At 61.4% G+C, this 19,721-nt stretch carries 19 protein-coding genes; 11 read left to right on the top strand and 8 right to left on the bottom strand.

Going from position 1 to position 19,721, the window contains the following annotated elements; all coding sequences use genetic code 11:
• Positions 1-93: 93 nt before the first annotated feature.
• Entirely contained in the window at positions 94-573 is a 480-nt protein-coding gene (locus AC2YI2_RS25270; RefSeq protein WP_487389283.1) for a YchJ family protein, read from the top strand.
• Between the two features lie 24 nt (positions 574-597).
• Here the strand turns inward: AC2YI2_RS25270 and AC2YI2_RS25265 are convergent, their stop codons facing one another.
• Positions 598-1,827 (bottom strand): adenylate/guanylate cyclase domain-containing protein, encoded by a 1,230-nt coding sequence (locus AC2YI2_RS25265; protein WP_487389282.1) that lies wholly within the window; start codon positions 1,825-1,827, stop codon positions 598-600.
• 182 nt (positions 1,828-2,009) lie between these two features.
• Between AC2YI2_RS25265 and AC2YI2_RS25260 the strand changes: the two genes are divergently transcribed.
• The 5 genes from AC2YI2_RS25260 (at position 2,010) to AC2YI2_RS25240 (ending at position 8,579) form a co-directional block, all read left to right on the top strand.
• A complete protein-coding gene (locus AC2YI2_RS25260; RefSeq protein WP_487389281.1) occupies positions 2,010-3,152 on the top strand; it encodes an AI-2E family transporter in 1,143 nt (380 codons plus the stop codon).
• 12 nt (positions 3,153-3,164) lie between these two features.
• Complete coding sequence (hdaA, locus tag AC2YI2_RS25255; protein ID WP_487389280.1) at positions 3,165-3,851, top strand: DnaA regulatory inactivator HdaA; 687 nt, start codon at positions 3,165-3,167, stop codon at positions 3,849-3,851.
• 89 nt (positions 3,852-3,940) lie between these two features.
• Positions 3,941-6,139 (top strand): RNA degradosome polyphosphate kinase, encoded by a 2,199-nt coding sequence (locus AC2YI2_RS25250; protein ID WP_487389279.1) that lies wholly within the window; start codon positions 3,941-3,943, stop codon positions 6,137-6,139.
• 21 nt (positions 6,140-6,160) lie between these two features.
• Positions 6,161-7,687, top strand: coding sequence for an exopolyphosphatase (gene ppx, locus AC2YI2_RS25245; protein ID WP_487389278.1), 1,527 nt, complete (start codon positions 6,161-6,163; stop codon positions 7,685-7,687).
• Positions 7,688-7,823: 136 nt separating this feature from the next.
• On the top strand, positions 7,824-8,579 hold the full coding sequence (locus AC2YI2_RS25240; RefSeq protein ID WP_487389277.1) for a calcium-binding protein: 756 nt from the start codon (positions 7,824-7,826) through the stop codon (positions 8,577-8,579).
• 67 nt (positions 8,580-8,646) lie between these two features.
• Here the strand turns inward: AC2YI2_RS25240 and rnd are convergent, their stop codons facing one another.
• The 3 genes from rnd to AC2YI2_RS25225 all read right to left on the bottom strand — a co-directional run bounded on the left by rnd (position 8,647) and on the right by AC2YI2_RS25225 (position 11,967).
• Positions 8,647-9,807: a ribonuclease D gene (rnd, locus tag AC2YI2_RS25235; RefSeq protein ID WP_487389431.1), complete on the bottom strand. Its 1,161-nt coding sequence runs from the start codon at positions 9,805-9,807 to the stop codon at positions 8,647-8,649.
• A gap of 56 nt (positions 9,808-9,863) precedes the next feature.
• Positions 9,864-11,042 carry an MFS transporter gene (locus tag AC2YI2_RS25230; RefSeq protein ID WP_487389276.1) on the bottom strand — a complete coding sequence of 393 codons (1,179 nt, stop codon included), beginning with the start codon at positions 11,040-11,042 and terminating at the stop codon, positions 9,864-9,866.
• A gap of 229 nt (positions 11,043-11,271) precedes the next feature.
• Entirely contained in the window at positions 11,272-11,967 is a 696-nt protein-coding gene (locus tag AC2YI2_RS25225; protein WP_487389275.1) for a hypothetical protein, read from the bottom strand.
• A 179-nt stretch (positions 11,968-12,146) separates the two neighbouring features.
• Between AC2YI2_RS25225 and aspS the strand changes: the two genes are divergently transcribed.
• On the top strand, positions 12,147-13,940 hold the full coding sequence (gene aspS / locus AC2YI2_RS25220; RefSeq protein WP_487389274.1) for an aspartate--tRNA ligase: 1,794 nt from the start codon (positions 12,147-12,149) through the stop codon (positions 13,938-13,940).
• Positions 13,941-13,996: 56 nt separating this feature from the next.
• Here the strand turns inward: aspS and AC2YI2_RS25215 are convergent, their stop codons facing one another.
• The 3 genes from AC2YI2_RS25215 to AC2YI2_RS25205 are packed head-to-tail and all read right to left on the bottom strand — an operon-like array spanning position 13,997 to position 15,345.
• Positions 13,997-14,359 (bottom strand): VOC family protein, encoded by a 363-nt coding sequence (locus AC2YI2_RS25215; protein ID WP_487389273.1) that lies wholly within the window; start codon positions 14,357-14,359, stop codon positions 13,997-13,999.
• A gap of 10 nt (positions 14,360-14,369) precedes the next feature.
• Complete coding sequence (locus AC2YI2_RS25210; protein WP_487389272.1) at positions 14,370-14,846, bottom strand: SRPBCC family protein; 477 nt, start codon at positions 14,844-14,846, stop codon at positions 14,370-14,372.
• 10 nt (positions 14,847-14,856) lie between these two features.
• Positions 14,857-15,345 (bottom strand): SRPBCC domain-containing protein, encoded by a 489-nt coding sequence (locus tag AC2YI2_RS25205; RefSeq protein WP_487389271.1) that lies wholly within the window; start codon positions 15,343-15,345, stop codon positions 14,857-14,859.
• Between the two features lie 50 nt (positions 15,346-15,395).
• On the opposite strand from AC2YI2_RS25205, the gene AC2YI2_RS25200 reads away from it, so the two are divergent.
• The gene (locus AC2YI2_RS25200; protein WP_487389270.1) at positions 15,396-15,719 is read left to right on the top strand and encodes an ArsR/SmtB family transcription factor; all 324 of its coding nucleotides are present in this window, start codon (positions 15,396-15,398) and stop codon (positions 15,717-15,719) included.
• A gap of 127 nt (positions 15,720-15,846) precedes the next feature.
• Here the strand turns inward: AC2YI2_RS25200 and AC2YI2_RS25195 are convergent, their stop codons facing one another.
• Complete coding sequence (locus tag AC2YI2_RS25195; RefSeq protein ID WP_487389269.1) at positions 15,847-16,887, bottom strand: aldo/keto reductase; 1,041 nt, start codon at positions 16,885-16,887, stop codon at positions 15,847-15,849.
• 250 nt (positions 16,888-17,137) lie between these two features.
• Here AC2YI2_RS25195 and AC2YI2_RS25190 point away from each other — a divergent pair, with 250 nt between their 5' ends.
• The 3 genes from AC2YI2_RS25190 to AC2YI2_RS25180 all read left to right on the top strand — a co-directional run bounded on the left by AC2YI2_RS25190 (position 17,138) and on the right by AC2YI2_RS25180 (position 19,664).
• Positions 17,138-17,659, top strand: coding sequence for a calcium-binding protein (locus AC2YI2_RS25190; RefSeq protein ID WP_487389268.1), 522 nt, complete (start codon positions 17,138-17,140; stop codon positions 17,657-17,659).
• A gap of 160 nt (positions 17,660-17,819) precedes the next feature.
• Positions 17,820-19,262, top strand: coding sequence for a cell envelope integrity protein CreD (gene creD / locus AC2YI2_RS25185; RefSeq protein WP_487389267.1), 1,443 nt, complete (start codon positions 17,820-17,822; stop codon positions 19,260-19,262).
• Positions 19,263-19,319: 57 nt separating this feature from the next.
• The gene (locus AC2YI2_RS25180) at positions 19,320-19,664 is read left to right on the top strand and encodes a hypothetical protein (RefSeq protein WP_487389266.1); all 345 of its coding nucleotides are present in this window, start codon (positions 19,320-19,322) and stop codon (positions 19,662-19,664) included.
• Positions 19,665-19,721 lie beyond the last annotated feature (57 nt).

Below are 19,721 nucleotides of genomic sequence, written 5' to 3'. Positions count from 1 at the left end.
TTGCGGCGATTTGGCATGATCGCTGCAAATCCATCATGCAAGGCGTTGGGAAGCCTCGAATGGTGAAGCCAGAATACGGAGACCAGACAAACCATGACCACCTGCCCCTGCGGTTCGACCAAGCCGTTCGAGTTCTGCTGCCAGCCCGTCATCGCCGGCCACCCTGCCGAAACTGCGGAAGCGCTGATGCGGTCGCGTTATTCGGCCTATGTGGTCGGCGACGTCGACTATCTGCAGATGACGTCGGCCGGCGAGGCGCTCATGAAATTCGATCGAGCGGATCTCAAGCGCTCGATCAAGGGTAGCGAGTGGCTAGGGCTCGAAATTCTCGGGACGACGGATGGGCTCGAGGGCGATGATGTTGGCAGCGTGACCTTCAAGGTGCGATTCCGCGAGAATGGCCAGATAGGCATCCTCTCGGAGCGATCCGAGTTCCGGCGGATCGGCGGAAAATGGCACTATTTCCGCGGTGACATGGAGATCGAGGGCGGGCAAGCGAGGCCCCGCGTTGGACGCAACGATCCTTGCCCGTGCGGCTCGGGGAAAAAATTCAAGAAATGCCACGGTGCCTAACCTTGCGGCCTCGATGCGCCGCGTTCAGCCGAGTTTCAGCGCGGACACCTCCACTGGTTCTTCCAACCCCTTGAGCTCAAACGCGCCCAGATTCTCGACCTCGTCCTGACAGGCCGCCCGTTCGACGAAGGCGCGCGACAGCAGCACGGGATGGAGAACCTCCTTGGTCAGCGTCTCGAGCCGTGAGGCAATGTTCACGGCCGGGCCGATGACCGTGAAATCGAGACGCTTCTGCGAGCCGATATTGCCATACATCACGTCGCCGAGATGGACGCCCACGCCGTAGCCAAGCTGGGGATGGCCGTTTGCCCGGCTTTGTTCGTTGAGAGCAGCCATGGCGGCGCGGCCCTTCCGGATCGCTTTGAGAAGGTCGTTGCAGGCAGTGGGAACGTCGAGCGGGAAGACGGCGAGCAGCCCGTCGCCCATGAATTTCAGGATCTCGCCGCCATGGTCCTCGATCGGGCCGGACAGCGCGTCGAAATAGCCGTTGAGCAGTTCGATCACATAGTCGCGCGGCCAGAGCGAGGAGAGCGTGGTGAAATCGCGGAGATCGCAGATCATGATCGCCGCACTCATTGTCACGCCACTGCCGCGGGTCGTGGCGCCGGCGAGGATCGCCTCGCTTGCATGTGGGCCGACATAGGTCTGCAGCAGCGTTCGCGCCATCACATTCTTGATGCGAACCTCGGTGACCAGTGACAAGACCGGCAGAAGGTCTTTGAATACCTCCACATGGTCCTCGGTGAAGCCGCCCGGCCGACTTGTTGCGAAGGTTACGACATGGCGCTTTCCAAGCGTATGGTCGAGCGGCAGAGCCACATAGTCGGTGAGACCCTCGGCGCGCAAGTCGGCATACAGAGACGCCTCGTTCTCGGGATCGAGGACCGGCGCCGCCAGATTCTTGCGCAATTCACGCGCGCCGTCATGAAGCACCTTCAGCGGGCTGCGCAGGAAGAGCTGGGTATTCTCGACCTCGTAGCCATAGAGGTCGATCTCCGCCTCTTTGAGGCCGGTCTTCCACATGAGTCGGGCGCCGCGCCACTGCGGATGGTTGGTCCGGAAATGCAGCGATGTGCGGGCGACGGGTACGCCGGCTTCCACGAGCCGCTCGGACAGGCCGATCAGGACATTGTCGATGAAGCGCTCGCCGCGCGTATCGTTGACCAGCCAGTCAAGCACCCGGCCCTTGCGCGACGGCCAGAGGCCGTCGTTCTCGTTGAGGACTGGAGAGGTGTCTTCTTCGGTCATTCTCATTCTTGGTCTCTCCGCTGAGAGTATTGTGAAGCTTCCGAACCGGGTCATTCAGGAATGCATGCTGGCGGGAATGGCGCCGAAGCACTCGGCTTGCGGGCGTGCGTGGACCTTGCCCATCCTACTCTTGACCATATAGTACCGCCATCCTATTGCCTCCAGGGATAGTTCACGGAGATGGACGGATGACCACGCATATTTCTGGCAGGAGCCTCAGGCGTCAGGTCGTGTTCTGGCTGCTCGTGCTTGCTGTCTTCATTGTCTTCCTCTGGCTGTTCTCGACCATCCTCTTGCCCTTCGTGGCCGGCATGGCGCTCGCTTACTTCCTCGATCCTGTGGCCGACCGGCTCGAAAGCTGGGGCCTGTCCCGATCGGCTGCGACCTCGCTCATCCTGCTCACCTTCGTCGTCCTTCTGGTGATCGCCTTCATCATCGTCATCCCACTGCTCGCAAGCCAGGCGACAGACTTTGCCGAGAAGGTGCCTGGCTATGTCACCAGCCTGCAGCAGCTGGTCGCCGATCCCAATTCGCAGATCCTGCCACCCTGGCTCAAGGACCAGATCGGCACGCTCAAGGAGAATGTCGCCAAATATGCGGGCGAAGGCGCGAGCTTCCTCGCCGGTGTCTTCGTGCAAATCTGGGCCTCCGGCAAGGCGCTCATCGACATCCTGTCGCTCCTGGTCATCACCCCGATCGTCGCCTTCTACATCCTGCTCGATTGGGACAAGATGGTTGCCAAGGTCGACAATTGGGTGCCGCGAGACTGGGTAAGTGTCGTGCGCCGGCTGGCCGGCGAGATGGACCATGCGATCGCTGGTTTCGTGCGCGGACAGGGCACGATCTGCCTCGTCTTGGCGATCTTCTACGGCGGCAGCCTGTCGCTGGTGGGGCTCAATTTCGGTCTGCTGATCGGCATCGTCTCGGGGCTCGTTTCCTTCATTCCCTATCTCGGCTCGCTGCTTGGCCTGGTGCTTTCAGTCGGCGTGGCGCTTGTGCAGTTCTGGCCGGACTATCCGTGGATCGGGCTGATTGCCGGCATCTTTTTCGTCGGCCAGATCGTCGACGGCTATGTGCTGCAGCCCAAGCTGATCGGCGAGCGCGTCGGCCTGCATCCGGTCTGGCTGATGTTCGCTTTGCTGGCCTTCGGCGCGCTGTTCGGTTTCGTCGGGCTGATGGTGGCCGTGCCGGCGTCCGCCTCGATCGCCGTGCTGGTGCGCTATGCGATCTCTCGTTATCTCGACAGTGATCTCTACCACGGCGGTGTGCGGCCGGACGAAGCGGAAGTCATCGCCCATGATGCAACGGTTCTGATCGTCAAGGAAAAGTGATAGAGTGCCCGCATGACAGCCAGAGTCGGAAAGCCCGAGCAACTGCCGCTCGAATTCCGCCATGAGGCGGCGAGCGGGCGCGACGACCTCGTGATCTCCGATCCCGTGAGTGCCGCGGCCTCGATCATCGACCGCTGGCCGGACTGGCCGTCGCCCGTCGTCATCATCACCGGGCCGGAGGGGTCGGGCAAGTCGCATCTCGCCGAGGTGTGGGTTCGCAACAGCGGCGCCACGCGGGTACAGGCGGTGCCGGGCTCGGATGCCGTGACTTTGGCGGGCGAGGGGCCGGTGCTCGTGGAGGACGCCGACCGTGATGGCTTCGACGAAACGGAACTCTTCCACCTGATCAACGCTGTACGCTCGGCAGGCACCAACCTGCTGATCACTGCGCGGAGCTGGCCGATGGCCTGGGGCGTCACGCTGCCGGACCTCGCCTCTCGCCTCAAGGCAGCGACGACGGTGGAGATAGGCCCGCCGGACGACCTGCTGCTCAGCCAGATCCTGCTGAAACTTTTCGCCGACCGGCAGTTGTTGCTGGACGACAAGATCATTGCCTATATCGTACCGCGCATGGAGCGTTCGCTCGCTGCAGCCCAGGCAATCGTCGAGCGACTCGACCGGCTGGCGTTGGCGCGGGGCACACGGATCAACCGGGCGTTGGCTGCGGAAGTGCTGGGGTCGTTGCCGCAGGGTGATTGATAGGGGCGATTGACTGTCACGCGACTGTCATCATTCTGTAATAATCGCTGCTGCGATGCAGGCGGCGGGGAGTAGCGGAGTTGGATAGCATGGAAGGAAGCGTGGCCACATTGCCGACGGAACTGCCGTCCGATCCGCCGGTGGCAGGGGATATACCGATCCGGCATAGCCCCGAGCGGTTCATCAACCGCGAATTTTCCTGGCTGCAGTTCAACCGCCGTGTGCTCGAGGAAACCCTGAACACCAACCATCCGCTGCTCGAGCGGGTCAGGTTCCTGTCGATCTCGGCCAACAATCTCGACGAATTCTTCATGGTGCGTGTCGCCGGCCTCGAAGGCCAGGTCCGCGCCAATGTCACGATCAAGAGCCCGGATGGCCGGACGCCGGCCGAGCAGCTCGAGGCGATCCTCAAGGAAATCAACAATCTGCAGATGGAACAGCAGGCGGCGCTGGCCGTGCTGCAGCAATATCTCGCCCGCGAGGACATCCTGATCGTCCGCCCCAGTGCGCTGTCCAAGGAAGACCGCGCCTGGCTGGAGAAGGAATTCGACGAGGCGATCTTCCCGGTGCTGACGCCGCTGTCGGTCGACCCGGCGCATCCGTTCCCATTCATTCCCAATCTCGGCTTTTCGATCGCGCTGCAATTGTCGAGCCTCACCGGCAAGGAGCCGATGACGGCGCTCATCCGTCTGCCGCAGGCGCTCAACCGCTTCATCCGCCTGCCGGATCACAAGGGCACGGTCCGCTACATCACGCTCGAGGACACGGTCCTGAGTTTCATCGGCAAACTCTTCCCGGGCTACAAGGTCGAGGGTTCAGGCACGTTCCGCCTCATCAGGGACAGCGATATCGAAGTCGAGGAAGAAGCCGAAGACCTGGTGCGCTTCTATGAAAGTGCGCTCAAGCGCCGCCGGCGCGGCTCGGTGATCCGCGTCGAGACCGACAGCGAGATGCCGCAGCCGCTGAGGAATTTCGTCACCCACGAGCTCGGCGTTCCCTCCAACCGTACCGCCGTTCTCCCCGGCTTTCTCGCGCTCGACGCGCTCTCGGAGATCACCAAGGCGCCGCGCGACGACCTGCGTTTCTCCGCCTACAATGCCCGCCACCCGGAACGGGTGCGCGAACATGCCGGCGACTGCCTCGCAGCGATCCGCGAGAAGGACATGATCGTCCATCACCCCTATGAGAGCTTCGACGTCGTCGTGCAGTTCCTGATTCAGGCGGCGCGCGACCCCGACGTCGTAGCGATCAAGCAGACGCTCTATCGCACCTCGAACGACAGCCCGATCGTCCGCGCGCTCGCCGATGCGGCCGAGGCCGGGAAGTCGGTGACGGCGCTGGTCGAGCTCAAGGCACGCTTCGACGAAGAGGCCAATATCCGCTGGGCGCGCGACCTCGAACGCGCAGGCGTGCAGGTCGTGTTCGGCTTCATCGAACTCAAGACGCATGCGAAGATGAGCATGGTCGTGCGCCGCGAGGACGGACGGCTCAGGACCTATTGCCACCTCGGCACCGGCAATTACCACCCGGTCACGGCAAAGATCTACACCGACCTGTCCTACTTCACCTGCAGCCCGGTGATTGCCCACGACATGGCCAATGTCTTCAACTTCATCACCGGCTATGGCGAGCCGGAAGAAGGGATGAAGCTGGCGGTTTCGCCCAATACCATGCGGCCTCGCATCCTCAAGCATATCCGCGAGGAGATCGAGCATGCCAAGGCCGGCAAGCCGGCGGCGATCTGGATGAAGATGAACTCGCTGGTCGACCCCGAAATCATCGATGCGCTCTATGATGCGAGCCAGGCCGGCGTGAAGGTCGAGCTCGTGGTCCGCGGCATCTGCTGCCTCAGGCCGCAGGTCGAGGGTCTTTCGGAGAATATCTGGGTGCGCTCGATCGTCGGACGCTTCCTCGAGCACAGCCGGATCTTCTGTTTCGGCAACGGCCACGGCCTACCGCATGAGAAGGCGCTAGTCTATATCGGCTCGGCGGACATGATGCCGCGCAACCTCGACCGCCGCGTCGAGACCCTCGTGCCGCTGGTCAACAAGACTGTGCATGAGCAGGTTCTATCCCAGATCATGCTGGCCAATCTGATTGACAACCAGCAGTCCTACGAGATACTCCCCGACGGCACTTCAAGGCGCGTGAGCGTCCGTGAAGGGGAGGAACCCTTTAACGCGCAGCTCTATTTCATGACCAATCCCTCGCTCTCCGGGCGAGGTGAAGCGCTGAAATCGAGTGCGCCGAAACTGATCGCCGGCAGATTCCCTTCCGGCAGGAAATAGAAGCGCAACTGCTGAAATCGAATGGTTGAATCTGAAGCCCAGGGACGTCTGCCCGGCATGGAGCCGGTGTCCGTCGTCGATATCGGATCCAACTCGGTCAGGTTGGTGATCTACGAGGGGCTCAATCGCGCCCCCGCCATGCTGTTCAATGAAAAGGTGATGTGCGGATTGGGCGCCGGGCTGGCACAGACCGGCAATATGGAGCCGAAGAATGTCGAGCGCGCGCTGGTCGCGCTCCGCCGCTTCAAGGCGCTGTCGCGTCAGGCGCGTTCCGGCACGACCTATGCCATCGCCACGGCCGCGGCGCGCGACGCCAGGAACGGCCCCGACTTCATCCAGCAGGCGGAAGCCATCCTTGGCCAGAAGATCCGGCTGCTGTCCGGCGAGGAAGAGGCGCATTTCTCCGCGCTCGGTATCGTCAGCGGCTATTTCGATGCCGATGGCATCGTTGGTGACCTCGGCGGCGGTTCGCTGGAACTGGTCGATGTCAGGGGCCGCAGCCATGGCAAGGGGCTGACCACGCCGCTCGGCGGCATCCGGCTGTCCGAGCAGGCCGGGGGTTCGCTGACCAAGGCTGCCAATGTTGCGCGAAAGCTGCTGCGCGAGATCGACTTCCTGAAGGAGGGCGAAGGACGTACCTTTTACGCCGTGGGCGGCACATGGCGCGCGCTCGCCAAGCTGCATATGGAACTGCGCAACTATCCGCTCCACATGATCCAGGACTACCGGCTCAGCCTCGACGAGGCGATGATCTTTCTCGACGAAGTGATCAGGAACAAGGATCAGAAGGAAGCCGCCTACCAGTCCGTGTCGCGCTCCCGCCGGGCGCTGCTGCCCTATGGCGCCATCGCGATGCGCGAGGTGCTGGCGGAGATGAAGCCGTCGCGCATCTCGTTCTCGCAGGGTGGTGTCCGCGAAGGCTATCTCTATTCGCTGCTGCCGGAGAAGGAGCGGTCACAGGATCCGCTGCTGTCGGCCGCACGGGAGCTGGCCGTTCTTCGTGCGCGTTCACCTGAACACGCCCGTGAACTCGCCGTCTGGACCGGTGAAGTCCTGCCCGCCTTCGGCGTGCGCGAGACGGTGGAAGAGGGGCGTTACCGGCAGGCGGCCTGCCTGCTGGCCGACATCAGCTGGCGTGCCCATCCAGACTATCGCGGCCGCCAGGCGCTGAACCTGATTGCGCATGGCGCCTTTACCGGGATCACTCATCCGGGCCGAGCCTTCATCGCGCTCGCGAACTACTACCGCTTCGAAGGCCTGCGGGACGACCACGAGACCGACGAACTTGCGACGATCGCCAGCCCGCGATTCCTGGAATTGGCCAAGCTGCTCGGCGGCCTGCTGCGTGTCGCCTATATCTTCTCGGCCTCGATGCCTGGCGTGGTCAGGAACCTGCGTTTCGAACCGCCCAAGGATGCTGTATCGGGTGCAGATCTCGACCTTGTCGTGCCGCATGACTATGCCGCGTTCCAGGGCGAGCGGATTGAGGGCCGGCTGGCGCAACTGGCCAAGCTGACGGGCAAGCGGCTCGGTATCCGGTTCGAATGATAAAATTTGAGCGAATCCGGATTAGGCTGGTAAATACTGATTCCAAAGGGTGTGATTTGGGGGTTCCTGCCGGCGCCTTTTAGTAACTTTTGCAACGCTAATGTTCTTCGCAATAAACGGCGGAGAAAAACCTAAAATGGTCAGCGTTGTCCTGGGCACAAAAATAACGAACTTCAGCTTCGACATTTCCAATATCGATCTCAGCACGCTCAAGGGAACCGATCCGGAATATACGATTTCGAAGAACGGCGACATCGTCTTGTCAGAGAGCAAGTCTGACTATGTGATCCTGAGTGGCAGCTTCAACCTCAGCGGCTTTGCAAAGGGCGACTACGCTGACGGCATCAAGCAACTCGAAGCCATCACCGTCGTCACGGACGGCAAGATAGTCTACAAGGCATCGGGCCTAGGCATTACCGGCGCGGAGGTGGGGTCCGCCTCGGCGCTTGACGCCTATCTCGCCGAGAAGGGCTACAGCATCAAGGGCAACAATTTCTCCAACGAGCTCACCTCGGGCGACATCAACGACATGCTGCATGGCCTGTCGGGCAATGATACGATCAACGGCATGGCCGGCGCCGACAAGCTGTTTGGCGACGACGGCAACGACCGCATCGTCGGCGGCGAAGGCAACGATTTCCTGAGTGGCGGCAAGGGTGCCGACATCTTCGAATTCGCCGCGGGCGATGGCAGCGACGTCATTCTCGACTTTCAGGCCCGCGGCAAGGGCCAGGATCATATCGATCTCTCGGGCCATGGCGACGTGTCCTCGTTCGAGGATCTCGTCATCGCCGACGCCGGCAAGAATGTGGTGATCACGGTCGGTGACGACACGATCACGCTGAAAAATGTGAACGACCACGACATCAGCGCGACCGACTTCCAGTTCTGATACCCCTAGCGCGAAGTCAGCACTCCGCAGCAGAGAGAGGCCCGACGGGTGACCGTTGGGCCTCAGTCTATTCAGCCGCTACGGAAAGCTCGACGACATCGACCTTCCGGTTGACGAAGCGAAGTGCCATCTGGCCCTGGATCAGGCGGATCGCAGGTTCCCCGAAGAGATCGCGCCGCCAACCACTGAGTGCGGCAACATCGGCCTCTTCGCCCTTGGCGGCGATCAGGTCGAGATCGTCGCCCGAGGCGATGATCTTGGCCGCAACGCCGTTCTTTTCGGCGATCAATTTCAACAGGACCTTCAGCATCTCGACGGCGGCGCCGTTGCCCTCCGGCAGCATGGCCGGGCGCGGAACCTTCGGCAGATCGTTCTTGCCAATCGCGAGCGCTGCATTGACTGCGCCGAGAATGGCATTGCCGGCCTGCGAACGCTCGTAACCCTTGGGAATGGTACGAAGGCGGCCAAGCGCCTCGGTGTCCTTGGGCTGCTGTTGCGCGATTTCGAAGATCGCGTCGTCCTTCAGCACGCGGCCGCGCGGAACATCGCGCGCACGCGCCTCGCGCTCACGCCAGGCGGCGAGCTTCTGCAGGATGGCGAGTTCGATCGGCTTGCGCACCCGCATGCGCAGACGCTGCCAGGCATCGTCGGGATGCATGTCATAGGTCTCGCGCGATTCCAGGACCGACATTTCCTCGGCGAGCCAGTCAGTGCGGCCTTCGCGCTCCAGTTCACCCTTGAGGTGAAGATAGACGTCTCTCAGATGGGTGACGTCGGCCATCGCGTAGTCAAGCTGCCTTGATGTCAGCGGGCGGTGGCTCCAGTCGGTGAAGCGCGAGGATTTGTCGAGTTGTTCGCCGCAGATGCGCTGCACCAGCGTGTCGTAGGATACCGAGTCGCCGAAGCCGCAGACCATGGCCGCGACCTGGGTATCGAAGATCGGATGCGGGATCAGGCCACCGCGATTGAAGATGATTTCGATGTCCTGCCGCGCGGCATGGAAAACCTTGGTGACCGAGGTGTCGGCCATGAGCTTGAAGAAGGGTGCAAGGTCGAGACCGGGCGCGAGCGGGTCGACGATGGCGTCGAGATCCGGGCCCGAGAGCTGGATTAGGCAGAGCTGCGGCCAAAAGGTCGTCTCGCGCAGGAACTCTGTATCGACGGTGACGAAGTCGTGCCGGGCAAAGGTTTCGCAGGCGGAAGCAAGGTCTTCCGTGTCGAGAATGATTTTCATACAGGCATATCCGTGTTTGGACACGTTAATCTGCCTTGGAGCGGCAAAAATCAAGGCTCGTGCCGATAGTTCGCGGCTTTTTCCCGTGATCGGGCGGGGCGCTGCAGCTTGCGGGTCACGGTATAGGTCAGGAAGGCGGCCTGGGTGAGCGCCGTGACTGCGAACATTGACTTGGGGCCGAACCAGCCCATGACCGTCGCTGCAATCCACGGCCCCGCCACCGCGCCCGCCGCCCAGAAGAAAAGCAGGGCCGCCGAAATGACCGCAAATTCACCCGGGCCGGCGCGATCATTGGCATGGGCAGAGCACATGGAATAGAGCGGCATCGAGAAGGCGCCGAGCAGGAAGACGCCGGCAATATTGAGGAAAACGCTGGTACCGGCGAACAGGAAGAGCAGCAGACTGGCCAGCAGGCCGCCCGCCGTTGCAACCATGATAACGCTGCGGCGATCCTTGCGGTCGGAATAATGGCCGAAGGGATATTGCAGCACGACGCCGGAAATGATGCTGGCGGCGAGGAACCAGGCCGTCACTTCCGCCGAAAAGCCCAGGCCGAGGCAATAGACCGGGCCGAGCGAGCGATAGACCGTGTTGGTCATGCCGACCGCCACGCAGCCGATCGCGGCGAGCGGCGAGGTGACCCAGAGATAGCGCAGGTCGAAGCGAATGCGGTCAGGCGGTGCCGGGCTCGACCGGTCGGCGAGCGAGATCGGCGTGATCGAGAGGGAAAGCGCAATAGCGGATATGCCGAAGAGAATGAAGGACTCACCGCCAAACCAGGGCAGGAAATACTGCGCCGAGGTGTTCGAGATGAGGTCGATATAGCGATAGACCGAAAGGGTACGGGCGCGAACAGAGTTTTCGACCTTGGCGTTGAGCCAGCTTTCGATCACCGCAAAGAGCACGGCGAGGCTGTAACCGCTGATCAGGCGGAGCACGAGCCAGAGCCAGGGATCCACGGCCAGGCCCGCCAGGACGATCGAGGCGGTCGCGATCGCCGCCATGGCCGAGAAGGCGCGGATATAGCCGATGGCATTGAGAATATGGGTGAGGTGGAAGCAGCCCGCCGCAAAGCCGAGATAGTATGCGGCAGTAATCAGGCCGATCAGCCAGGGTGGAAACCCATCCGACGTCGCGCGCCAGGCGATGAGCGTGCCCTGCAGGCCGTTGCCGAACATCAGGAGTGCCGCGGAGGCGAGAAGCGGGACGAGGGTGGAAAGTCTGTTCATTGCGGGTCGATGCGGGAGGATCGCCTGAATCGGCGATCACCAGTTCTAGCTGCAAATACCGGATGAGTCCGGCGGAATCCTGCACGCACGCTCAAATAATGTGCCGGCTAGGGTGAGGTCGGGGAGGGACTGGGGCCAACGCGCCAAACGACGATATCGCGTTCAGGAGGTGAAAAGGCCAACGTCTTGCCGGCCTTCCGGTCTGCATACCGCGCTTCCTTACAGTCGATCAGAAGAAGTCGAAAAACTTGGTGACACCCTCGATCTCGGCCTGGGTCACGTTGAGCAGCATCAGCGAGTCGCCCGAGGCTAGGGTGAGCGTGACGTTGCCGGCATTCTCTGTGTAGACGATGTCCTGGAACAGGTAGTAGTCCATGCGGATGAAGTCATGGTCGCTGCCGGTGAGGTCGAAGTCGGTAACCGTGTCGCTGTCGTAGCCGGTCAGGAAGACGAAGGTATCGGCGCCGGTGCCGCCGGTGAGGGTGTCGGTGCCGCGGTGGCCATAGAGCCAGTCCAGGCCGCCCTTGCCGTTCAGCGTGTCGTCGCCGCCAAATCCCCACAGGCTGTCCGCCTTCTTCGTCCCGGCCACGGTGTCATTGCCCTCCATCAGGCCATGAATGATGCGCAGAGGGTCCTTGTCGAGCGTGAAGGCCTTGTAAACCGTCTCTGCGTCCGCGGTGACGCCCTCGAATGTGTAGATGCGCTCGCCGTCTGCATTGAAGAACTGCGCACTCTTGATCGTGCCGCCTGTCACGACCGAGTCCGTGCGCTCGAAATTGTTGCCCTTGAAGACCATGGACGTGCCGTCCTTGTCCTCGAGAGCAAAAGTGTCCCCGGCCAACTCTGTCATCTTCAGCGTCTTGCCGTCGAACTGCGAGAAATTGTCGAATTTCGGAAGTATGCTGGCGTATGTGACCTTGGCCATCTTGGAATCCTCGTGTGCAGGCGCGTAAGAGACACAATGAAGATTGCGCGCGGCTGGAGGCGGGTGCGCCCGGGTGCTTGCGCCTTGACAAATCGGGCTTGGCGTGCGCTTGTCCCGCCGAATTTTAGGCCCCATGGCGCGGGGGATTCCCCGCAAGATCAGACATTCAGGACGACATCATGCATCGCTACCGCAGCCACACCTGTGCCGCTCTCCGCACAACCGACGTCGGCACGACCGTCCGCCTTTCCGGCTGGGTGCATCGCGTCCGCGACCATGGCGGCCTGCTGTTCATCGACCTGCGCGACCATTACGGCATGACCCAGGTCGTGGTCGATCCCGATTCCCCGGCCTTCAAGACGGCCGAGACGGTGCGCGGCGAATGGGTGATCCGCATCGACGGCGCGGTCAAGGCGCGCTCCGCCGAGACGATCAACAAACACATGGCGACAGGCGAGATCGAGCTTTACGCGCAGGAGATCGAAGTTCTTGCGGCCGCCAAGGAATTGCCGCTGCCTGTCTTCGGCGAGCCCGACTATCCCGAGGATATCCGCCTCAAATACCGTTTCCTCGACCTGCGCCGCGACACGCTGCACAAGAACATCGTCAAGCGGACGCAGATCATCTCGGAGATGCGCAACCAGATGAACGGCGCCGGCTTTGGCGAATATACGACGCCGATCCTGACCGCGTCGTCGCCCGAAGGCGCGCGCGACTTCCTCGTGCCGTCACGCATCCATCCCGGCCAGTTCTTCGCCCTGCCGCAGGCGCCGCAGCAGTACAAGCAGCTCTTGATGGTGGCCGGCTTCGACCGCTATTTCCAGATCGCGCCATGCTTCCGCGACGAAGACCCGCGCGCCGATCGCCTGCCGGGCGAATTCTACCAGCTCGATGTCGAAATGAGCTTCGTGACCCAGGAAGACGTCTGGAACACGATGGGCCCGATGATGACCTCGGTGTTCGAGAAATTCGCCGACGGCAAGCCGGTGACCAAAGACTGGCCGCGCATTCCCTATGACGAGGCGATCCGCAAATACGGTTCCGACAAGCCGGACCTGCGCAACCCCATCACCATGCAGAACGTGACCGAGCATTTCGCCGGTTCGGGATTCAAGGTGTTCGCGGGCATGATCGAGAAGAACCCGAAGGTCGAAGTCTGGGCGATCCCGGCCAAGACCGGCGGCAGCCGCGCCTTCTGCGACCGCATGAATGCCTGGGCGCAGTCGACCGGCCAGCCGGGCCTTGGCTATATCTTCTGGCGCAAGGAAGAGGACGGCACCACCGCCGGCTCCGGCCCGCTTGCCAAGAATATCGGTGACGAGCGCACCGAAGCCGTCCGCACCCAGCTCGGCCTCGATGTCGGCGACGCCTGCTTCTTCGTGGCAGGTGAACCCCAAAAATTCTACAAGTTCGCAGGCGAGGCCCGCACCAAGGCCGGCGAGGAACTCAACCTCGTCGATCGCGACCGGTTCGAATTGTGCTGGATCGTCGACTTCCCGTTCTTCGAATACAATGACGAAGACAAGAAGATCGATTTCGCCCATAACCCGTTCTCGATGCCCCAGGGCGGCCTGGAGGCTCTCCAGAGCCAGGACCCGTTGTCGATCAAGGCGTATCAGTATGACGCGGTCTGCAACGGCTTCGAAATCGCCTCGGGCTCGATCCGCAACCAGTCGCCGGAACTGATGGTCAAGGCCTTCGAGATGGTGGGTCTCAGCCAGGCCGATGTCGAGGAGCGCTTCGGCGGCATGTATCGCGCGTTTCAGTATGGCGCGCCTCCGCATGGCGGCTGCGCGTTCGGTATCGACCGCGTGGTGATGCTGCTGGTCGGCGCCAAGAACCTGCGCGAGATCACGCTGTTCCCGATGAACCAGCAGGCGCAGGACCTCTTGATGAATGCACCTTCGGCCGCCATGCCGAAACAGCTCATGGAACTCTCGCTGCGGGTGATCCCGCCGGTGAAGAAGGACTGATTGGTCACACGAAAAAATCCCGGCGAAAGCCGGGATTTTTGTGTGCGGACCTTAGATCACCAAGCGTCCGGCGTTCGCACCATATGCACGATATTGGCCGGGTTCATGATCCAGCCGCCCTGAAAACTCTCACCGAGATCCTCGATCTGGTCGCAACGCGTGGCGCCGCCGGCTTCAAGGCGGGCGAGGGCGGTCCTGTGGTCGTCGGTGAAGAGTTCGAGCCAGACTTCGGCCTGGGTGAAATTCGGCGCCTCGTCGATCCAGAGCCGGTTCGGGCCGAGATGAAAGCCGATGGCAGGCGCCTTGTCGTCGAATGGCGGCAGCTTCACCACGTCGCGGTAGAAGGCAAGAACGGCTTCATATTGGTGCGAAGGTACTTTCATGGCGATGTTGATGCCGCCTTTGATCTCAGTTGTCATCGGATGCTCCTCACTTGTCTTTCCAACCCTCGACGCGCGCATCGGGATGGCGATCGAGGACGAAATTCGGTTCTATGCCGTGCTCGAGCCAGATCTTGGCGCCGGCCAGAACCAGCGCGAATCCGCCGGTTGAATCGAGGGCGGTTGCGAGCTTCGCCTGCTCGTCGCCTGTAAAGCCTGAATTTTGCACTTCGACCCAGGTCTGGCCCGGCTTGCGCTCGCTGAAGCGCCAGTCGACGCGGGTCGGGTTGTTTTCGGTGTCCCAATCGACGCGGATGAGTCGGTCGGGTTCTATGTCGAGCACGCGGACGCGCGTCGAGGCGCCATACATTTCCCAATGCCATTCGACCTCGCGGCCAGCGACAAGCCGGCCCGTGCCGCGGCTGAACCAGAAGCGGGCGGTGATTGCGGGGTCGATGAAGGCTTCGAAGACATCGGCGACAGGTGCGCGGATCAGGAGCTCCGCGCGGGCGACGGGATCGGTCATCACTATCTCCTCACATCTCGATCTTCTGCTCGGAGGCGACGACGCCCTTCATTTCCGAGGGGTAGTAGCCGTCGCGAAGGTTGATGCCATATTCGACATAGGCCTTCATGCAGGCCAGCATCTGCGACCAGCCCTCGCAATTCATGTAGGATGATTTCTGGCCGCGCTCGTTCTCGCGCCAGCCGGTCTCGGCGATGGTCACCATCGTGCCGCCGTCGTCCAATTGCTTGAAGCGCATCTCGACCTTGGTCTTGTACCCGTCCTCACCCTCTTCGACCATCGCGTCCCAGCGGAAGACGATCTTCCTGAAGGGTTCGACCTCGTCGACGATGACGGGTGCCATGTTCCACCAGGTGACCGTTGTGCCGGCGACCAGCGGCGCGCTCGCGCCGCCGATGGTGGTGAAATAGCCCGACAGTTTCTTGGGGTTCACGACGGCGTCGAAGACCTCCTCGACAGGGCGGCCGATGCGCCCGTTCACACGAAATTCCAGCGTCATGCTGTCCTCCATCGTTTGACCGGCATCAAGTTATGTTATAAAAATATAACATGTCAAGCGATTCAAAAGACGACGAGATTTTCAAGGCGCTGGCAAACGGCCTGCGCCGGCGGATGCTGGATGCGATGAAGGAGGCGCCGCAGACGACCGGGGCGCTCTGTGATGCTTTTGCCGAGGTGGATCGCTGCACGGTGATGCAGCATCTCAAGGTCTTGGAGAATGCCGGGCTGGTGCTGGTGGCGCGCGAGGGCAGGGAGCGCTGGAACCATCTGAATGCGCTGCCGATCCAGCAGATCCACGATCGCTGGATCAGCCAATATGCCGGGCACGCGATGAGCGTGCTGGGGGCACTGCAGGCGGAGCTGGAGGAATGAGGGAGTCAGTCAGTAGTCAGTATTCAGTAGTCGGCAGGAATTCGCTTCATGGATCGGAAGAAAGATGATGAATAAGCCTCACTGACCACTGACCACTGACCACTGACCACTGACTATTGACTAGATCTTACTTCTTTGCCGGCGCAAACCTTGCCAACTGCGCTTCCTGTTGGCGCGTCAGCATCCAACCCGGATATTCGGCCGGCAGCGCGCTAACCTGGTCAAGTCTTGCCATTTCCTCCGCCGTCAACTCGATCTCCGTGGCCGCCAGATTGTCGTCGAGCTGCTCAACATTCTTTGCACCGATAATCACCGACATCACAAACTTCTTGTTGAGCACATAGGCCAGCGCGATACGTGCCACCGAGACGTCTCGGCTTTCGGCGATGTCGCGCATCACGTCGATGCAGTCGAAAGCGCGGTCCTTGTTGAGCGGAGGGAAGTCGAAGGTTATGGGCCGCCCGTCGTTGGGGCCACCGCCCTCGCGGGCATATTTGCCGGAGAGGAAGCCGCCAGCCAGCGGACTCCAGACCATCAGGCCGAGTTTTTCGTGCTCCAACAGCGGCACGATCTCGCGCTCAAGGTCGCGGCCGGCAATGGTGTAATAGGCCTGCAGCGTCACAGGCTTGGCGGCATCGAGCTTGTCGGCGACGCCGATGGCCTTGGCGATGCGCCAGGCCTGCCAGTTGGAAATGCCCCAGTAGCGGACATGGCCCTGCCGCACGAGGTCCTCCATGGCGCGGACGGTTTCCTCGATCGGTGTGATCGGGTCGGTGCCATGGATCTGGTAGAGGTCGATATAGTCGGTGCCGAGGCGTTTCAGGCTCGCCTTGACACCATCCATGATGTGGCCCCGCGAGGCGGAGCTGTCATTGCGGCCAGACCCCATCGAGCCGAAGACCTTGGTGGCCAAGACGATTTCGGTGCGCGGCCGACCGGAATTCTTCATCGCCTGGCCGGTGATTTCCTCCGACAGGCCTTCGGAATAGACGTCGGCGGTGTCGATGAAATTGACGCCGGCATCGAGTGCGCGGGAGACGATATTGTCGGCAACCGACTGGTCGAGCTGGCCGATGGCGGTCCAGAAGCCCTTGCCGCCAAAGGTCATGGTACCGAGGCAGATTTCGGATACGGCAAGGCCGGTATTGCCCAACGTTTTGTAGCGCATAGCGGAGATCCTTGAATCAGATTTTGAAAGATGCGATCGGGCGAAACGTCCGAGGGAGCCGGGAAAGGCAGGGAAATGAGATCAACCGGCTCGTGATAATATTGCGCTGCGGAATGGGCGTTTCAAGCGGGTGATCGAAATTGTTCAAACCACCCCAATGCGAGAACGCCCTATCCCCTGAATGGGGGATTGTCGGCTTCCGGTCGGGCGGTAGGATTCCTCAGATCGGACAACAAGGGGAGCAAGAGCCATGGCGCGCCGGATTCAATATTCATTGGGCGAAGACGACATCAGGGCTGCGGGAAACCTGCTCTATCGCGGCACCCCTAAGGACGACACATTTCACGGAAAGGGTGGCGACGATACGATCTCGGGCGATAAAGGCGATGACAAGCTCTATGGCGATAAGGGCAACGACGGCGTCTACGGCGAGAATGACAATGACAAGCTCTATGGCGAGGCAGGATTTGACTTGCTCGACGGCGGCACCGGCAACGACAAGCTCAAGGGTGGAACGCAGGCCGACTCCTTCGCCTTCAAGACCAAATATGACAAGGATGTGATCGTCGACTTCGAGATCGGTGACGTCATCACGCACGACACCGTGCAACTGAGCGCTCTCAACAGCGTCGAGAGCTATGACGACCTTGTCGCCAATCACATGACGCAAGTGGGTAAGAATGTCGTGATCGATGGCGGCGGCGGCGACGTCCTGACCATCAGGAATGTCACGCTGGATGAGCTCGAGAGCTTCCATTTTAGCATTTTCTAGGCGGTGTCGTCGCTTCCACCGCGCACGCTAAACGCTTTTCTCCCTGCAAATGCCGGAATTTCGCCTGCGTCCCGGCGAATTTCCGCAGTGATGGAGCCGTAATCCCCTTGCAGCCTTGGCATGCCGGAGAGGGATCCGGCTGACACCACAGGGGAATATCATGACCATCCAGGAAAACGAGGTCGATCGAGAGGCAGGCCTATTGCCGGTGCCGGCCGACAACAACGAAAACCGGTCGGGTGGCTTTGCCGCCTTCATGCGCACGCCGGGCGTCAAATTCATCATCATCGGCATTCTCACCATGCTGCTGCTCATTCCGGCCATGCTCGTCTGGGGGCTGGTCGAGGAGCGCGCGCAGCGGGCGACCGAAGTCTCCGCGCGCATTTCGGCAGGGTGGGGCGGTCCGCAGATCGTCAACGGTCCGTATCTCGCGGTGCCGGTCACGGTGACCAATGTGCAAACCGTCAACGGCGTCCAGACTGCCTCGCAGTCGACCGAATGGGTGATGCTGATGCCGGAGGAGCTCAAGGTCGACGCCAAGCTCGAAACCGAGGCGCGCAAGCTCTCGATCTATTCGCTGCCGGTCTATAATGCCAAGCTCCACTTCTCCGGCAAGTTCGGCACCGATCTCGTCCAGAGCCTGGGCATCGTCGATGGTGTGCCGGAACTCGACCGGGCTTTCCTGGTGATGAGCATCGCCGACATCACCGGCATCCGCTCGAATGCCGACATCAAGATCGATGATAGTGCGGCCCAGCCGTTCCAGCCCGGCATGAAGGGCATCAAGGCGCTCGCAGCAGGGTATTCCACCTATGATGCGGGCCAGACCTACGCGCAGGTCGATACCGGAATCAACCGGCCGGTGACACGAAATCTGATCGAGAAGGGTTTTGCCTTCGAGATGGATCTCTCGCTCAATGGCTCTACCAAGTTCTCGCTTGCCCCTGCCGGACAGACGACGACGTTCGCAGCCACCGCCAACTGGCCGGATCCGGGCTTCGAAGGTCTCTTTCTGCCCGAAACGAAAACCATCACGGCGACCGATTTCAAGGCGAACTGGACCGTGCCCTATCTTGCGCGCGGTATCGACAAGGCGGTGAACTCCTATGTCCTGCCACTCGGCGGTAACCTGATGTCGATCAATCTGGTGGAACCGGTGAAGTTCTACCAGCTCATCGTGCGGACGCTGAAATATTCGATCGGCTTCCTGTCGCTGGTCTTCTTCGCCGTCTTCATCATCGAGCTCAAGGGCGGCCGGATGGTGCACTGGGTGCAATATGTGCTGACGGGCCTCGCGCTCCTTATTTTCTACATATTGCTGCTGGCGCTCGCCGAACATCTCGGCTTTGCCATCGCCTATGGCCTCGCCGCGACTGCCACGACATTGCTAATCTCCATCTATGTCGGGTCGGTCACTGCGAGCCGGAAGAGTGGCGTGTCGCTCGCTATCGTCCTCGGCCTCACCTATGGCGTGATGTACCTGATCCTCAGGGAAGATGAATATGCGCTGCTCGCCGGTGCCATCATCTCCTTCGTGACGATCGCCGCCACGATGTACTTCACCCGTAATGTCGATTGGTCGGGTAGCCGCCAGCCGAAGTGACGTGAGGATGGGGCGGCGTCGGTCGCCCCACCCGTTCCGTGGAAGGTGAAAGCGTGAATGACCGTGCCGCACGAAGAAGAGATCAACACCGCTATGGGGCGAGGTCAGCTGATCGCGCTGAGAACAGTACAGTTCGCCATACTGGTCTTTGCGGGCTGGAGATTGTTCCGTGTCAATCAGGATGAGGCGGGTGTCATCGCGCTGGCGTGGTCGATCCCGTGGGTGATTCTGCTGATCGTGGCGACCCTGCTGATCCCGGTCCTGGTCAAGCTCGGCTGGCGGCGCTTTGGCCGGACGGGCCCGACCTGGACGATCGCGACCGTCGTCTCGACCACGACTTGGGCCGTCGTCACCATCCTCTGCTGGATGATCTTCGGCCTGGTGCTACTGTTCTCCGATTGAGCGCCCCGGCGTCCAAACGACAGTCCCCGGGGGGTGCCCGGGGACTTGACTGGCAGC

This window comes from Rhizobium sp. SRI_017 (assembly GCF_057586295.1).
Note: the sequence above shows the minus strand (reverse complement) of the source record. Positions and strands in the feature narration are given on the sequence as shown.

What these genes read in the sequence shown, in the direction of transcription:
- AC2YI2_RS25195 (WP_487389269.1), bottom strand. Translation starts at nt 16,887, where the DNA reads ATGCGCTACAAAACGTTGGGCAATACCGGCCTTGCCGTATCCGAAATC.
- AC2YI2_RS25265 (WP_487389282.1), bottom strand. Translation starts at nt 1,827, where the DNA reads ATGAGAATGACCGAAGAAGACACCTCTCCAGTCCTCAACGAGAACGAC.
- AC2YI2_RS25240 (WP_487389277.1), top strand. Translation starts at nt 7,824, where the DNA reads ATGGTCAGCGTTGTCCTGGGCACAAAAATAACGAACTTCAGCTTCGAC.
- AC2YI2_RS25250 (WP_487389279.1), top strand. Translation starts at nt 3,941, where the DNA reads ATGGAAGGAAGCGTGGCCACATTGCCGACGGAACTGCCGTCCGATCCG.
- AC2YI2_RS25190 (WP_487389268.1), top strand. Translation starts at nt 17,138, where the DNA reads ATGGCGCGCCGGATTCAATATTCATTGGGCGAAGACGACATCAGGGCT.
- AC2YI2_RS25260 (WP_487389281.1), top strand. Translation starts at nt 2,010, where the DNA reads ATGACCACGCATATTTCTGGCAGGAGCCTCAGGCGTCAGGTCGTGTTC.
- ppx (WP_487389278.1), top strand. Translation starts at nt 6,161, where the DNA reads ATGGTTGAATCTGAAGCCCAGGGACGTCTGCCCGGCATGGAGCCGGTG.
- aspS (WP_487389274.1), top strand. Translation starts at nt 12,147, where the DNA reads ATGCATCGCTACCGCAGCCACACCTGTGCCGCTCTCCGCACAACCGAC.
- AC2YI2_RS25200 (WP_487389270.1), top strand. Translation starts at nt 15,396, where the DNA reads ATGTCAAGCGATTCAAAAGACGACGAGATTTTCAAGGCGCTGGCAAAC.
- AC2YI2_RS25205 (WP_487389271.1), bottom strand. Translation starts at nt 15,345, where the DNA reads ATGACGCTGGAATTTCGTGTGAACGGGCGCATCGGCCGCCCTGTCGAG.
- AC2YI2_RS25215 (WP_487389273.1), bottom strand. Translation starts at nt 14,359, where the DNA reads ATGACAACTGAGATCAAAGGCGGCATCAACATCGCCATGAAAGTACCT.
- AC2YI2_RS25225 (WP_487389275.1), bottom strand. Translation starts at nt 11,967, where the DNA reads ATGGCCAAGGTCACATACGCCAGCATACTTCCGAAATTCGACAATTTC.
- hdaA (WP_487389280.1), top strand. Translation starts at nt 3,165, where the DNA reads ATGACAGCCAGAGTCGGAAAGCCCGAGCAACTGCCGCTCGAATTCCGC.
- AC2YI2_RS25270 (WP_487389283.1), top strand. Translation starts at nt 94, where the DNA reads ATGACCACCTGCCCCTGCGGTTCGACCAAGCCGTTCGAGTTCTGCTGC.
- AC2YI2_RS25210 (WP_487389272.1), bottom strand. Translation starts at nt 14,846, where the DNA reads ATGACCGATCCCGTCGCCCGCGCGGAGCTCCTGATCCGCGCACCTGTC.
- AC2YI2_RS25230 (WP_487389276.1), bottom strand. Translation starts at nt 11,042, where the DNA reads ATGAACAGACTTTCCACCCTCGTCCCGCTTCTCGCCTCCGCGGCACTC.
- creD (WP_487389267.1), top strand. Translation starts at nt 17,820, where the DNA reads ATGACCATCCAGGAAAACGAGGTCGATCGAGAGGCAGGCCTATTGCCG.
- AC2YI2_RS25180 (WP_487389266.1), top strand. Translation starts at nt 19,320, where the DNA reads ATGACCGTGCCGCACGAAGAAGAGATCAACACCGCTATGGGGCGAGGT.